The organism is Desulfovibrio piger, from assembly GCF_012843875.1.
Lineage (GTDB): Bacteria > Desulfobacterota > Desulfovibrionia > Desulfovibrionales > Desulfovibrionaceae > Desulfovibrio.
Map to the genome: position 1 here is coordinate 13,830 of NZ_JABAFY010000034.1, position 13,935 is coordinate 27,764.

The window sequence follows — 13,935 nt, forward strand, 5'->3', positions numbered from 1 at the left end:
CCTGGCGGCATCCTCGATCCGCGGAGCATTCGATCAAAGGGAGTTTTTTCCATGCGCAAACTGATGTATCTGACCCTTGCGGTCTGCCTGATGATGGCGGGGGCCGTTGCCGCCAATGCCGCTGAACCTGCTGCCGCCAAGATCGGCGTCGTGGACATGCAGGCTGTCGCCACCCAGAGCGAACCTGCCCAGGCCGCCAAAAAGCAGATGGAAAGCAAGTACGGCAAAGAGCGTGCCGCTCTGGAAAAGCAGGGCGAAGCCCTGAAGAAGTCTGCCGAGGAACTGAAGGGCCCCAAGGCCTCTGATGAAAAGAAGCTGGCCTTCATCCGCAAGAAGCAGGAACTGGACCAGAAGACCCGCAACTTCCTGCGCAAGGTGGAACAGGACGAAGTGAAGCTGCGCCAGGATATGGTCACCATGGTCTTCAACGCCACCTACAACGTGGCCCAGAAGAAGGGCTTCAACTTCGTGGTGGACATCACCGCCGGTGGCGTCCTCTACGCCGACCAGACCATGGACCTGACCCAGGACGTGCTGGCCGAAGTCAACCGTCTCCACAAGGAAGACAAGGCCAAGGGCAGCAAGTAAGCGCCCCCACAGCTGGATCTCGAGCCCCCTGTCCGCAGGGGGCTTTTTTTTGCCCGCCTGCCGGCAGCAGGCCGCCTTGTCTTGCGCCAGGCATCGGGCTAAACTGCGCCATCATACCCATCAAAGGAGTTTTCCATGTCGGACGCTACGCCTATCACCATGGACATCCAGCGCATCCTCTCCATCCTGCCCCACCGCTATCCTTTCCTGCTGGTGGACCGCGTGCTGGAATGCGTGCCTGGCTCCCATATCAAGGCCTACAAGAACGTGACCATCAACGAGCCCTTCTTCCAGGGCCATTTCCCCGGTGCGCCCATCATGCCCGGCGTGCTCATCCTTGAAGCCCTGGCCCAGACCGGCGCCCTGCTGGCGGTCTCCGGCATGGAAGGCGACCTGTCGGACAAGCTCTTCTTCTTCACCGGCCTGGACGGCGTCAAATTCCGTCGCCAGGTGGTGCCCGGCGACCGCCTGGAACTGCACTGCGACAATATCCGCATGAAGCTCAAGCTCTGCAAGATGGACGCCCGCGCGTATGTGGACGGCAAACTGGCCGCCGAGGCCCAGATCACTGCCGCCATCGGCGACCGCCCCAAGGCCTAGCATGAAAGTCGCTCTGGTGCATTACTGGCTGGTCAACATGGCCGGCGGCGAAAAGGTGCTGGAGGCCCTGTGCCGTCTCTATCCGCAGGCGGACATCTTCACCCACGTGGTGGACAGGGAAAAGCTCCTGCCCGAATTCCGCCGGCACAAGATCAGCACCACCTTCATCAACAGCCTGCCCGCCAGCCGCAGGCTGTATAAAAAGTACCTGCCCCTCATGCCGCATGCCCTGGAGCAGCTGGACCTGACGGACTACGATCTGGTCATCTCCAGCGAATCCGGGCCCGCCAAAGGGGTCATCACCCGGCCCGACTGCCTGCACGTCTGCTACTGCCACACGCCCATGCGCTATCTGTGGGACAACTGGCCGGCCTACATGCGGAGCACGGGGCGGCTCTCCCGTCTGGCCATGCGCCTGCTGCTGCCCTCCCTGCGGCAGTGGGACTGCCTCAGCGCCCAGCGGGTGGACCACTTCGTGGCCAACTCCCGTCATGTGGCCCGGCGCATCCGCAAGTACTGGCGCCGCGAGGCCGCCGTGGTCCATCCGCCGGTGGACACCAACGCCTTCACGCCCCGCGCGGAACCGGGCGGGGAGCACTACCTCTGCTTCGGCCGTCTGGCTTCGTACAAGCGCGTTGATCTGGCCGTAGAGGTCTGCACCCGCCTTGGCCGTCCGCTGGTGGTGGCCGGTGACGGCGAGATGATGCAGCAACTCAAGGCCAAGGCAGGCCCCAGCGTGCGCTTTGTGGGCCGCCAGGACGATGCCGCCGTGCGCGAGCTCATGGCCCGCAGCCGGGCCCTGCTCTTCCCCGGCGAGGAAGACTTCGGCATCATCCCGGTGGAAGCCATGTCGGCCGGGGTCCCGGTCATCGCTTACGGACGCGGTGGCGCCACCGAGACCGTGGTGGACGGCGAGACCGGCCTGCTCTTCAGCGAGCAGAGCCCGGAGAGCCTGGCCGAGGCCCTGCAGCGCTTCGAACAGTGCGAAGGGGATTTCGATCCCCGACACCTGCACGCGCATGCGGAAAAGTTCTCTACCGAGAATTTCCTGGCCGGCTTCCGCCATGAGGTGGAAGCGGCCATGGCCCGCATGTAAAGGACAAAACAGTCCGTAAAGAAAAAAGGACAGCCTTTATGGCTGTCCTTTTCTTTTGTCTCGCGAGCCTTTTCGGGGCTGTCCTCGTTCCATACAGGCATAGGCGACGCGCTTGTATCCGGGCAAGGTACTGCCCAGCCCCGCTCTTTTGCAAAGAAGCGATGTTTCCGCTGCTCCGGCGGAGCACTATCTGCTTCCGGACTCGTGGCTCCTGCAGGCCCCGCTAGTATGCGCCGTAGCCGGTGAGCACCACGGGGAAGGTACGGGCCAGGATCCAGAGATCCATCCAGATGCACCAGTTGGTCACATAATAGCGGTCCAGGCTGACCCGTTCCTCGTAGGTCGTATTGTTTCGTCCGGAGACCTGCCACAGGCCCGTGATGCCCGGGCGCACCCGGCAGTAATCCGCGTAGACTTCGCCGTATTTGGCGATCTCGGCCTCCACGATGGGACGCGGCCCCACCAGGCTCATCTCGCCCCGCACCACATTGATCAGCTGGGGCAGTTCATCCAGGCTGCTCTTGCGCAGGAAGCGGCCCACGCGGGTGATACGGGGGTCATGCTTCAATTTGCGGTCCTTTTCCCACTCGTCGCGCAGATCGGGATTTTCCTCCAGACAGCGGGCCAGCACCTCGTCCGCATCCTGGCGCATGGTGCGGAACTTGAACACGTCAAAGGCCTTGCCGTCCTTGCCCAGACGACGCTGCCGGTAGAACACCGGCCCGCGACTGTCCAGACGGATCAACAGGCACAGCAGCAGGCCGGGCACAGAACACAACACGACCACGGGCAGACAAAGCACGAGGTCCAGGGCTCTCTTGAGGCGCTGCCGCCAGCGACGGCGCAAATTCTGCATGAGCATGAAGCCCGTCATGGTCCCCAGGTCGCAGGCATGGAACCAGTGCTGCCGGACGCCGCTGCTCTGGGCGGGCACCACCAGGATCTTGACGAAATAGCGGCTGGCTTCATGGACGAAGCGGGCCGTATGGGCATCGGAAGGCTGCAGCATCAGGGCGATGGCCCCGGGATGGCGACGCTCCGCGTCCTTCAGCTGGCGTCTGGCTTCTTCCATGTCCGGGGGCAGCGTGAAGATGTCTACCGGCGAAAGGCCCAGCCAGGGGTGGCGTTTGAGATAATGCCACAGCTCACGGCCCGTATTGCTGCGATCAAGGATCACCAGAGGGGTCCCCCACCAGCGGAACTTGCCGAAATAGTGACGGCAGAAGCGCCGTGTCACCGGCAAAAGGAAGATGCTCAGCAGCCAGGCCCCCACGAGCACGATACGCGAATAGGCCACACTGGCCTTGCCCGCGAACAACAGCGCAAGGATGAGGCCGAAGGTCAGTGTGCTCAGCGCGCAGAGTTTGCGGCTTTCCACATAGGCAGGCAGCGAGATGACTCCGTAAAGGCCCAGGGCCAGCCCCATGAACGGCGCCAGCAGGAGCATGGAAAGCATCCAGTCATAGCTGGTGATGTTAAGATCGCCCCACAGGGCGCGCAGGCACAAAACAAAAAACGTACAGGCAAAAAGCGTCAGGAAGTCGCAACACACCAGCAGGATGACGCGGAGCGGCACCCCCAGACTCTGCAGCATGCGCTGAGCTAGACGGGAAAATTCCATCTTGATTCCGGTCTCCGGTAAGGAAGAAAAAAGGCGGGGACGGGCAGGAGAGCGGCTTTGTGACGCCTTCTCACTTGCGCCCGTGCGCGGCTTTTGCTAAAAAATTTTGTTGCCGCGCGATACGGCATCAGGTTATACCCGGCCCTCACATTTTACAAGGGAAGCACCATGAAAAAACTTTTTGTTTGCGCCCTGCTGTTCGGCCTGCTGGCCTCTGTGCCGGCCTTTGCCCAAAAGACCTACGTCAACGGCATCGACTCCAACTATCCGCCTTTTGCCTATGTCGATGAAAAGACCGGCCAGCCTGCCGGTTTTGACGTGGATGCCATGAACTGGATCGCCAAGACCATGGGCTTCAAGGTCGTCCACAAGCCTGTGGCCTGGGACGGTATCGTGCTGGCCCTTGCCAACAAGCAGATCGACATGATCGCTTCCGGCATGAGCATCACTGAAAAGCGCCGCAAGGTGGTGGACTTTTCCGATCCTTACTGGGAAGTCTCCCGCGTGTTCCTGGTGCCTGCCGACTCCAAGCTGACCCCTGCCGACATCCTGTCCAAGCCCATCAAGCTGGGCGTGCAGCGCGGCACCTCCGAAGCTGAAGCCATCAAGCAGGAACAGAAGGAAAAGGGCTATCCCTTTGAGCTGCGCTTCTATGAATCCTGTCCGCTGGCCGTGGAAGACCTGGTCAACGGCCGTATCGAAGCCGCCCTCATGGACTCCCTGCCCGCCGGTGACGCCATCGCCCGCGGCAAGGCCGTGAAGAAGGCCGGTGTGCACGGCGAACCCGACCAGTTCGGCGTGGCCATCCGCAAGGGCGACAAGGAACTGCGCGCCCTCATCGACGAAGGTTTCCGCAAGCTGCAGGCCGATCCCTACTGGAAGGAACTGCAGGCCAAGTACCTGAGCAAGTAATCTCTTACTGACTGATACAGCGGCCCGTGCCGCTTTTCCAAGGTGAACCGCCGCCCTTGTCGCGGCGGTTCACCATGTCCATACAGCCCGTTTTTCTCATGTCCGATATCTTTCCCTTCAGCGCGATCCTGGATTTCCTGCGGGATATCCTCATGCAGGCCTGGCTCTGCCTGGCCGTCGTCCTGCGCCCCATCGTAGGCGATACCATCGTGGATGCCTTCCCCTTCATCATGGGAGGCACGCTGGTGACCGTGGGCTCGGTGGCCCTGGCGCTGGGCATGGGGCTGGTGCTGGGCGTCCCCATGGCCGTGCTGCAGGTGTACGGTAACGCCCTGGCCCGCCGTCTGGTGGGACTGTATGTCTGGTTTTTCCGCGGTGTCCCCATCCTGGTGCTGCTCTTCCTTTCCCAGGGGCTTTTCCTTTCCATGGGCTGGATCATCGAGCCCTTCCTGCTCTCCTGCCTCGTCATGGGCTGCATCAGCACGGCCTATCAGTCCCAGATCTTCCGGGGCGCCATCGAGAGCCTGCCCCAGGGACAGCTCAAGGCCGCACGCGCCCTGGGCATGCGCGACCTGACCGCCATCACCTGCATCATCCTGCCGCAGGCCCTGCGCCTTTCCATCCCGGGCTGGGCCAACGAATTTTCCATCCTCCTCAAAGACTCCGCCGTCTGTTACCTGCTGGGCACCATGGAGATCATGGCCCGCGTCAATGCCGTGGCCCAGCGTACGCATGAACATCTGGCGTTTTTCGCCCTGGCGGGGGTCATCTATTTCGTTTTGACGCTGATCGTGCTCAAGCTCTTGCGCCGCCTGGAAAACAAGGTCCAGATCCCCGGCTACTCCGCCGGCACGGTGGGCAGCATGGCCAAAAACACGCAGCATGGGGTAAAGAACGCATGAACGAAGTTGTCTTGCAGGTAAAAGGCATCAGCAAAAGCCTGGGCGGCAAGTCCATCCTGGACAATTGCTCCCTGAACATGAAACGCGGCGAGCTCAAGGTCCTCATCGGTCCTTCCGGTGCGGGCAAGAGCACGCTCTTGCAGTGCATCAACTGCCTCATCCCCCCGGACAAGGGCGAGATCATCCTTGAAGGCGAAAAGCTCGACTTTTCCAACAAGTCCAAGCTCTGCGCCTTCCGGGCCCAGGTGGGCATGATCTTCCAGGACTTCAACCTGTTCGACCACCTGACCGCCGAAGAGAACGTGGCCATCGCCCTGCGCAAGGTGCGCGGCATGTCCGCGGCGGCAGCCCGTGAGCGTGCCATGGACGAGCTGGCCCGCGTGGGCCTTGCCCGCCGTGCCCTGCTCTATCCCGCCCAGCTTTCCGGCGGCCAGAAACAGCGCGTGGCCATGGCCCGTGCCCTGGCCATGGACCCCAAGGTCATCCTGCTGGACGAGCCTACCTCCGCCCTGGACCCGGAACTGGTGGGCGAAGTGCTCTCCGTCATCCGTGACCTTTCCAAGGGCGGCATGACCATGATCATGGCCACCCACCAGATGGACTTCGCCCGTGCCCTGGCCCACGAGATCCTGTTCATGGAGCGCGGTGTCATCATCGAACAGGGTGCGCCCGAGACCCTGCTGGCCGAAGGCAGCAATACCCGTACCCGCGACTTCTGCGCGCACCTGCTGGATATGGGAGCCTAGCGTGGTCATCGACATCCCCTTTTTCACCCAGGACGTCATCCCGGCCCTCAACCAGGGCCTGAAAGTGTCCATCGCCCTCATCGTCCCGGCCAGTATCCTGGGCTTCGTGGGCGGCGTGGCACTGGGATGTCTGCGGGCCTTCGGCGGCCCCTGGAGCAGCCGGCTGGGCAACTGGTACACCGCCATCATCCGCGGTGTGCCGCTGGCCGTGCAGCTGATGATGATCTATTATGCCCTGCCCAAGATGGGCATCTATTTCGAGCCCTACGGCGCCGCCCTGCTGAGCTTCATCCTTTGCAGCGCCGCCTATCATTCGGAGTATATCCGCGGGGCCCTGCTCTCCATCCGTCAGGGCCAGATCAAGGCGGCCCAGGCCCTGGGCATGACCACCTTCCAGACCGTGTTCTGGATCGTCATCCCCCAGGCCGCCCGCCGTGCCCTGCCCGGCTGCGGCAACGAGATCATCTACCTTATCAAGTACAGTTCCCTTGCCATGCTCGTGACCTGTAACGAGCTCATGAGCGAAGCCAAGGTGCTGGCCTCGGACACCTTCCGCAATACGGAAGTTTTCCTGGCCGTGGGCCTCTACTACCTCATCCTGGTCTCCCTGGCCACCTGGTGCCTGCGCTGGCTGGAAAAGCGCTACAGCATCCCCGGCTTCGGCAACCGCTAGTTTCCTTTTTCATGAGGGGAGGGGAACCCCCTCTGCTAACGCGAGAGGGGGTTCCCCTCCCCTCAAACTCCCCTCCCTTCCCCCAGCGCGTTTTGCTTAAAAAGCTGCCCAACAGGCAGGGAAGCTTATCTGCAAGGCAACAAAAGGCGCTGCCCGCATACGCGGACAGCGCCTTTCCTTATTCGTACGAATACCACCTGGTTCCTGCTCTGGCTCTGAAAGATTCTTTCCTCCATAGCCTTTTCTACCGCGCCTTCCACACAGTTTTGTGCCTTTTTACGAATATCCGTGTCGCCCTTTCCTGCCTTACAAGAAAAGGATCGCAATCCGGACCAGAAAGGCATTTGGTCGGCAACGGCCTTTTGTACTTTGGAAAATCTCTTCGGGAAGCTGCCACGGTATCAGCAACGGCCGCATTGCTGCTGTGCCAACCTAACAGGCCCAAGATCCCCCGGATAAAAAAGTTCGCAGCATCCAGAGCCATCACCATAAAAAATCCCCCTCCCCGCTGAAGCGCGCTGGGGAGGGGGTGGGGAATTTGAGGGGCGGGGGACCACCTCTCGCGCTGGCAGCGACCGGATGGCGGCCCCTTGGGCCGTGCCCGTTGCGACGAAGGAAGCTACGGGCATCGACAGCGGAGATGAAGGGGTCCCCCGCCCCTCAGCAAAACAGCACGGCCATGCTGCTGTTACATATGCAGGGCGGCCTGACCGAGTTCCAAAGCCTTGAGGTTGGAGGCCTGCAGCTTGGCGGGCAGGTATTTTTCGATGGCGGCCTTGAGGGCGTCGATGCCGAAGGGCAGCAGACCCGAGGCACAGACAGCGGCCAGCAGCACGGTATTGCCCGCCTGGGCGGCACCGGCCTGGATGCCCAGCTCGCGGCAGGCCAGGAAATGGCACTGGCTGGCTACGGCGCGGGACTTCTGCTCGATCTCTTCCATGGAAGGATATGCAGCCATGCCCAGCGACACGCTCAGGGGCGGCATGGGATCACGGCTGGAGAAGATGACGCCGCCGGGGCGCAGGTACGGCAGACCGCGCAGGGTCTCCAGGGGCTCGAAGCCCAGCAGGATGTCGGCCTCGCCAAGATCCAGCTTGGGCGAACGCCAGCCGCCCAGCAGCAGCACGGATTCCACCACACCGCCGCGCTGGGCCATGCCGTGGACTTCGCCGGCCACCACTTCCTGCCCGGCATCCAGAGCGGTGCGGGCCAGCAGGGTGGTGGCGGTCAGGGTGCCCTGTCCGCCCACGCCGGTGAAGAAGATACGAAGACGCTTTTGTTTGTCGCTATGTTGCATAATACACCTCACCTAGGCGCGCTTTCTGGCCTTGAAGGCCTTGGGGGCCACCTGCAGACAGACCATGCAGCCGGTGCAGAGATTTTCATCCACAGCCACGTCCTCGCCATTGCGATAGAAAGCGGGGCAGGCCAGTTCTTCCAGACAGCGCTGGGCATCGGCGCCCTGCTCGGCCACATAGGCCACCTGGGCGGCGGCCTTCTTGAGGCGGCGGCGGGCATAGAGCACGCAGGGTTCTTCCGCGATGATGACGCGCACGCCCTTCTTGTCGCGCATATCTTCCAGGGCCGAATGCAGGGCCTTAAGGTTGTAGGAACGGACCTTCACACATTCGGTGACGCCCAGGCCGCGCACCACGGATTCGATATCCAGATGCATGGCCTCTTCACCGAGGATGTCCTGCAGCATGCCGGGATTGGGCTGGTGACCGGTCATGGCGGTGGTGCCGTTGTCGAGGATGACCACCAGGATGTCGTGCTTGTTGAACACGGCGTTGGCCAGGCCCGTCATGCCGGAATGGAAGAAGGTGGAGTCACCGATGAAGGCCACCACCGGCTTGCCGGAAGCCCGGGCAAAACCGCTGCCGGCGGACACGGAGGAGCCCATGCAGACCAGGAAGTCGGCCATGCGCAGGGGCGGCAGCATGCCCAGGGTGTAGCAGCCGATGTCGCTGGAATAGTAGGCGTCGTCGCCAAAGGTGTGGCGGACGGCGTAGTAGACGGCGCGGTGGGAGCAGCCGGCGCAAAGGTTCGGCGGACGCACGGGCAGCTCGCGGACCACGGGCGAAGAGGCCTTGACCGGGCAGGGGCAGTCCAGATAATCGGCCACGCGGCGCAGGACCAGGGTGGTGGAGTATTCGCCCAGCACGGTGAGGATCTCGTCCTTGCCGTCGATGCGGGCCTTGCAGCCGCACTTCTGGGCCAGGGCGCGCACGCTGCCTTCCAGCAGGGGCTCCCCTTCTTCCAGCACCAGCACGCGGTCGCAGGACTGCAGGAAGGCTTCGATACGGCCTTCGGGCAGGGGCCAGGTCATGCCCAGCTCGAGCACGCGCACGCGCTCTTCCCAGCCGCCGGAGGCCAGGGCGTCGGCCAGATAGTTGCGGGCCACACCGCTGGCGATGATGCCCAGACGGCAGCCTTCGGGGCCGTATTCACGGCTGAAGCGGCTGGACTCGGCAAAGGCGCGGGCCTTTTCCATGATCTCCAGCAGGGAGCGGTGACGGCCACGGGCCACGGCGGGCACGGGCACGAAGCGGCCGGGATTGCGCTGGAAGTCCACGATGGGCGCGGGGCCCGCCGGCAGATCGTCGAATTCCACATTGCCGCGCATATGGCTGACGCGGGTGGTGGTACGCAGCAGCACGGGCTGCTGGAGCTCGCGGGCCAGGCGGAAGGCCTCGCGGGTCATGTCCTTGGCTTCCTGGGCGGACACAGGCTCGAAACAGGGCAAGGAGGCAAAGCGCGCATAGTAGCGGTTGTCCTGCTCGTTTTGGCTGGAGTGGCAGCCGGGGTCATCGGCGGAGAGCACCACCAGACCGCCGGGCAGACCGGTGTAGACCGAGGTGAACAGCGGGTCGGCCGCCACGTTGAGGCCCACGTGCTTCATGGTCACCAGGGCCTGGGCACCGCCCAGGGCCGCACCGGCGGCCACTTCGAAGGCGACCTTTTCGTTGACCGCGTACTCGATCTTGTAGCGGCCCTCGCCCCCCAGTTTGTAAAAGGTATCCGGCACTTCGGAAGAAGGCGTGCCAGGATAGCAGGTGACCATGTTCACGCCGGCTTCAAGCGCGCCGCGTACGATGGCTTCATTGCCCAGCAAAACGTGGCGCTCGCCACGCGCCCCGTGCAGCAGAGGATGTTTGCTCATGTGTCCTCCCGGCCCGTGCGCGTCGGCAGAGGGGCCGCCAACGTTCTTACTACTTGTTCTCCGCGCCGTCCTTCACGGGCGCGGTCTTGCCACCGCCCAGCGCTTCCGCGCGCGAGCGGTAAAACTCACCGTCCAGACCAGGCTGCGAGGCGGCCAGGGCTTCATAGGCGGCAACGGCCACATCGGTCTTGCCCGCCGCTTCGGCGGCTTCGCCCAGCAGCATGCGCAGGGTGGCACGGCCGTCCTCGGTGGCGCGGCTCTCCAGGCCCTGCAGCAGGGTCACGGCATCAGCGGGACGATCCAGCTTGATCAGCGCGCCGGCCTGGCCCAGAGCGGCCATCAGGCCCATGGCACCGTCGGCGTCCAGCTTGGCCGCCGTGGCATAGGCCTGTTCGGCACGGCTGTAATCCTGATCCTGCATGGCGAACTCGGCCTGCATCAGATAGATGCTGTAACGCATGTTCTCGGGAGCTTTGGCTGCCAGGTCGTCCAGCGCCTTGAGGCGATCCCCGCCCTTCATGGTGATGCCGATACGCGCCAGTTCGGTCTGGGCCTCGGCCTGCAGGCCGCCCTGATGCCAGCGCCACACGGCGGTGCCTACCAGGGCCACCAGAAGGACGACCACCACGCCCACGATCAGCCCGCTGTTGCGCACGATGAACTGCAGCAGCGGTGCGCTTTCCGCGCTCACCTCAGCCTTGAGGTCATTGAGCAGGGTAGGAGATTCAGGGGTATTCTGAGGTCTGACAGGATTCATTTCTTTCAGTGCTCCTTGCAAAAGCTTCGCCCGCGGTCGCCGGAGCTGTCACGGTGCGGTCTATTTATGTAGGATAGGGAGCGGCCTTCTGTCAAAGAAAAACCCCTGCCGGCAGTAGGGAATCCCAAAGCCGGACGCTCCTCTTCCCGGGAGGGCGTCGGCCGGAAACCGGAGGCACATCCGCCTTCCGCACCGGCGCCTTTCCCCCCAAAAAAAGAAGGATATCCGGGCGTACAGCGACATCCCGTACAGGGGACCGTCCCCTTGCCCTCGTTCCTGCGGCAGCGTATAGAGAGACGAGCCAACCCAAGGAGCCCGTATGACTTTGGCACAAGAAATGACCCTGCTCGGCCAAAAGGCCAAGGAAGCCGCCCGCCTGCTGGCCAAGGCCAGCCCCGCGGCCAAGAACGCCGCCCTCACCCGTCTGGCCGCCCTGCTCGAAGAGCGGGAAGCCGAGCTGCGCACCGCCAACGCGCAGGATCTGGACGCGGCCCGCGCCCGGGGCCTGGACGCCCCCCGCATGGACCGCCTGACCCTGCATCCCGCCGTACTGGCCGACATGCGCGCCGCCTGCCTGCATGTGGCCGGTCTGCCCGACCCCGTAGGCGCCATGGACAGCCAGTGGCAGCGCCCCAACGGCCTGCTGGTGGGCCGCATGCGCGTACCGCTGGGCGTCATCGCCATGATCTACGAGGCCCGCCCCAACGTGACCATCGACGCGGCCATCCTCTGCCTGAAGGCGGGCAATGCCGTGATCCTGCGCGGCGGCAGCGAGGCCCTGCACTCCAACACCGCTCTGGCCGCCCTGCTGCGCCAGGCCCTGGAAGAAGCCGGTCTGCCCGCCGATGCGGCCCAGCTGGTGATGACCACGGATCACGCCGCGGTCACCGAGCTGTGCAAACTCGACCAGTATATCGACGTCATGATCCCGCGCGGTGGCGAAGGTCTGGTGCGTGCCGTGACCGAAGCCGCCACCATGCCGGTGCTCAAGCATTACAAGGGCGTCTGCCATGCCTTCGTGGACGCGGATGCGGACCTGGACAAGGCCCTGGACATCGTTTTCAACGGCAAGGTGCAGCGTCCCGGCGTCTGCAACGCCCTGGAGTGCCTGCTGGTGCACAAGGACTGCGCCGCGACCTTCCTGCCCCGAGTGGGCCGGCGTCTGGGCGAGGCCGGTGTGGAGTTCCGCGCCTGCCCCGCTTCCCTGCCGCTGCTGGGCCCCACGGCCAAGGCCCAGAGCCCCGACGACCTGGGACAGGAATTCCACGCCCTGATCCTGGCCGTCCGCGTGGTGGACGACATGGATGCGGCCCTGGCCCACATCGCCCGCTACGGTTCCAATCACACGGAGATCATCTGCACCAACGATCACGAGCACGCCATGCGCTTTTTGCGTGAGGCCGATGCCTCCATGGTGGCGGTCAATGCCTCCACCCGCTTCAACGATGGCGGCCAGCTGGGCCTTGGCGCGGAGATCGGCATCTCCACCTCCAAGCTCCATGCCTATGGTCCCATGGGCGTACAGGAACTGACCACCACCAAGTTCGTGGTCTTCGGTCAGGGGCAGGTGCGGCAATAGACATGGACGGGAAGCGCGCAGCGGGCCGGGCCCTGTTCGGCGGCAGTTTCAACCCGCCGCATGTGGGGCATCTGCGTCTGGCCATCGAAATGGCGGAGACCTTGCGCCCCCTGGCCGACAGCGTGGAGCTGATACCCTGCGCCGCACCGCCGCACAAGATGGTGAGCGGCCTGCTGCCCTTCGACCTGCGCGCCGCCATGGTGGAAGCCTGTCTGGACGGCCTGCCCGGCCTTTCGTGCAATCGCATGGAAGCCGGACGTCCCGGTCTTTCCTATACCTGGGATACGTTGCAGGCCTGTCGTGAAGAAACACCGGAACGGCCCCTGTTCTTCATCCTCGGCAACCCGGACTATGCCCTGCTGCCCCACTGGCACCTGGGGCTGGAACTGCCCGAACTCTGCCAGCTGGTGGTGGTGCCGCGCGGTGAGGGCTCGGAAAAGAACTTTCTTGCCGCTACGGAAAGCATGTGGCCCGGTGCCCGGGCGTGCGAGCCTGTCCTGCCCGGGAGCCGCCGCATGCGCCTGCCCGGCGGCGGGCAGGTCCACTTCGTGCCCCTGCCGTGGATCTCGGTCAGTGCCTCGCGCATCCGCCACCGCTGGCTGCACGGCCTGAACGTGGATTTTCTGGTGCCCAAGCCCGTACTGGAGCTGCTGGACGCCCACCGAGAGACCGTGCTGGCGCACTGGCTGCCCGAGGCCAAAACGGACGATGCCTGATGCCGTCCGGGGCTGCAAGAAAACTTATTGCTTTTTTCGCCGAAACAGACTAAATAATGCCTTCGGCCTTGCTGTGCATGCACAGCTCCAAAGAGCGGAGAGGTAGCGAAGTTGGCCGTAACGCGCTCGACTCGAAATCGAGTTATCGGTTAATAGCCGGTACGTGGGTTCGAATCCCACCCTCTCCGCCAGAAAAGCGACCTATACGATCCCGCCAAGTACCTAAGTGCTTGGCGGGATTTGTTTTTTTACTTCCTATAGTCCCATCGATTCCTATCCGTACCTTGTCGATTTCAGCGCACGGGTGGTACAGCGGGTGGTACAGGCCTCGTGTACCACCGTTCCACGCTCGCCTGTACCACCCAATGGAGTCTTTATGAGCGGAATCAACAAGTTGACAGACAGACAAATTAAAAATCTCAAGCCCGGAGCACGGCGGATCAAAATCGGCGACGGTGATAAACTTTGGCTCTTCGTCTCACCTTCGGGCATCAAAGTATGGCGGATGCTCTGGAAAGAAGGGAACACGCAAAAACAGTTCACCATAGGCCCGTATCCTACCATCTCCCTAAAAGAAGCCCG

At 63.3% G+C, this 13,935-nt stretch carries 14 protein-coding genes and 1 tRNA gene; 11 read left to right on the forward strand and 4 right to left on the reverse strand.

What is annotated here, in order from left to right; all coding sequences use genetic code 11:
* Positions 1 to 51 precede the first annotated feature (51 nt).
* From HF854_RS08985 to HF854_RS08995, 3 genes are all read left to right on the forward strand, one after another.
* Complete coding sequence (locus HF854_RS08985) at positions 52 to 588, forward strand: OmpH/Skp family outer membrane protein (RefSeq protein WP_168935974.1); 537 nt, start codon at positions 52 to 54, stop codon at positions 586 to 588.
* A gap of 135 nt (positions 589 to 723) precedes the next feature.
* The gene (gene fabZ / locus HF854_RS08990; RefSeq protein WP_006008351.1) at positions 724 to 1,188 is read left to right on the forward strand and encodes a 3-hydroxyacyl-ACP dehydratase FabZ; all 465 of its coding nucleotides are present in this window, start codon (positions 724 to 726) and stop codon (positions 1,186 to 1,188) included.
* A 1-nt stretch (position 1,189) separates the two neighbouring features.
* A complete protein-coding gene (locus HF854_RS08995) occupies positions 1,190 to 2,284 on the forward strand; it encodes a glycosyltransferase (RefSeq protein WP_168935975.1) in 1,095 nt (364 codons plus the stop codon).
* Between the two features lie 223 nt (positions 2,285 to 2,507).
* Here the strand turns inward: HF854_RS08995 and wbaP are convergent, their stop codons facing one another.
* Positions 2,508 to 3,905: an undecaprenyl-phosphate galactose phosphotransferase WbaP gene (gene wbaP / locus HF854_RS09000; protein ID WP_168935976.1), complete on the reverse strand. Its 1,398-nt coding sequence runs from the start codon at positions 3,903 to 3,905 to the stop codon at positions 2,508 to 2,510.
* Positions 3,906 to 4,073: 168 nt separating this feature from the next.
* Here wbaP and HF854_RS09005 point away from each other — a divergent pair, with 168 nt between their 5' ends.
* The 4 genes from HF854_RS09005 to HF854_RS09020 all read left to right on the forward strand — a co-directional run bounded on the left by HF854_RS09005 (position 4,074) and on the right by HF854_RS09020 (position 7,138).
* Positions 4,074 to 4,817, forward strand: coding sequence for an ABC transporter substrate-binding protein (locus HF854_RS09005; RefSeq protein ID WP_006008347.1), 744 nt, complete (start codon positions 4,074 to 4,076; stop codon positions 4,815 to 4,817).
* Between the two features lie 230 nt (positions 4,818 to 5,047).
* Positions 5,048 to 5,719 carry an amino acid ABC transporter permease gene (locus tag HF854_RS09010; RefSeq protein WP_371926120.1) on the forward strand — a complete coding sequence of 224 codons (672 nt, stop codon included), beginning with the start codon at positions 5,048 to 5,050 and terminating at the stop codon, positions 5,717 to 5,719.
* Positions 5,716 to 6,465, forward strand: a complete 750-nt coding sequence (locus HF854_RS09015; RefSeq protein ID WP_006008345.1) for an amino acid ABC transporter ATP-binding protein — start codon at positions 5,716 to 5,718, stop codon at positions 6,463 to 6,465. The genes HF854_RS09010 and HF854_RS09015 overlap by 4 nt, the downstream gene beginning before the upstream one ends.
* 1 nt (position 6,466) lies before the next feature.
* Positions 6,467 to 7,138, forward strand: a complete 672-nt coding sequence (locus HF854_RS09020) for an amino acid ABC transporter permease (RefSeq protein ID WP_006008344.1) — start codon at positions 6,467 to 6,469, stop codon at positions 7,136 to 7,138.
* Between the two features lie 688 nt (positions 7,139 to 7,826).
* Here the strand turns inward: HF854_RS09020 and HF854_RS09025 are convergent.
* From HF854_RS09025 to HF854_RS09035, 3 genes are read right to left on the reverse strand one after another with little or no spacing between them, the layout of a single operon-like run.
* A complete protein-coding gene (locus tag HF854_RS09025; RefSeq protein ID WP_168935977.1) occupies positions 7,827 to 8,435 on the reverse strand; it encodes an indolepyruvate oxidoreductase subunit beta in 609 nt (202 codons plus the stop codon).
* A gap of 12 nt (positions 8,436 to 8,447) precedes the next feature.
* Entirely contained in the window at positions 8,448 to 10,301 is a 1,854-nt protein-coding gene (iorA, locus tag HF854_RS09030; RefSeq protein ID WP_168935978.1) for an indolepyruvate ferredoxin oxidoreductase subunit alpha, read from the reverse strand.
* 49 nt (positions 10,302 to 10,350) lie between these two features.
* A complete protein-coding gene (locus HF854_RS09035; protein WP_168935979.1) occupies positions 10,351 to 11,058 on the reverse strand; it encodes a tetratricopeptide repeat protein in 708 nt (235 codons plus the stop codon).
* Positions 11,059 to 11,377: 319 nt separating this feature from the next.
* On the opposite strand from HF854_RS09035, the gene HF854_RS09040 reads away from it, so the two are divergent.
* The 4 genes from HF854_RS09040 to HF854_RS09055 all read left to right on the forward strand — a co-directional run.
* The gene (locus tag HF854_RS09040; protein ID WP_168935980.1) at positions 11,378 to 12,637 is read left to right on the forward strand and encodes a glutamate-5-semialdehyde dehydrogenase; all 1,260 of its coding nucleotides are present in this window, start codon (positions 11,378 to 11,380) and stop codon (positions 12,635 to 12,637) included.
* Positions 12,638 to 12,639: 2 nt separating this feature from the next.
* Positions 12,640 to 13,353 carry a nicotinate (nicotinamide) nucleotide adenylyltransferase gene (nadD, locus tag HF854_RS09045; RefSeq protein ID WP_168935981.1) on the forward strand — a complete coding sequence of 238 codons (714 nt, stop codon included), beginning with the start codon at positions 12,640 to 12,642 and terminating at the stop codon, positions 13,351 to 13,353.
* 96 nt (positions 13,354 to 13,449) lie between these two features.
* Positions 13,450 to 13,544: transfer RNA gene (locus tag HF854_RS09050), tRNA-Ser, on the forward strand.
* Between the two features lie 185 nt (positions 13,545 to 13,729).
* A partial coding sequence (locus tag HF854_RS09055; protein ID WP_168935982.1) for an Arm DNA-binding domain-containing protein occupies positions 13,730 to 13,935 on the forward strand: 206 nt, incomplete at its 3' end.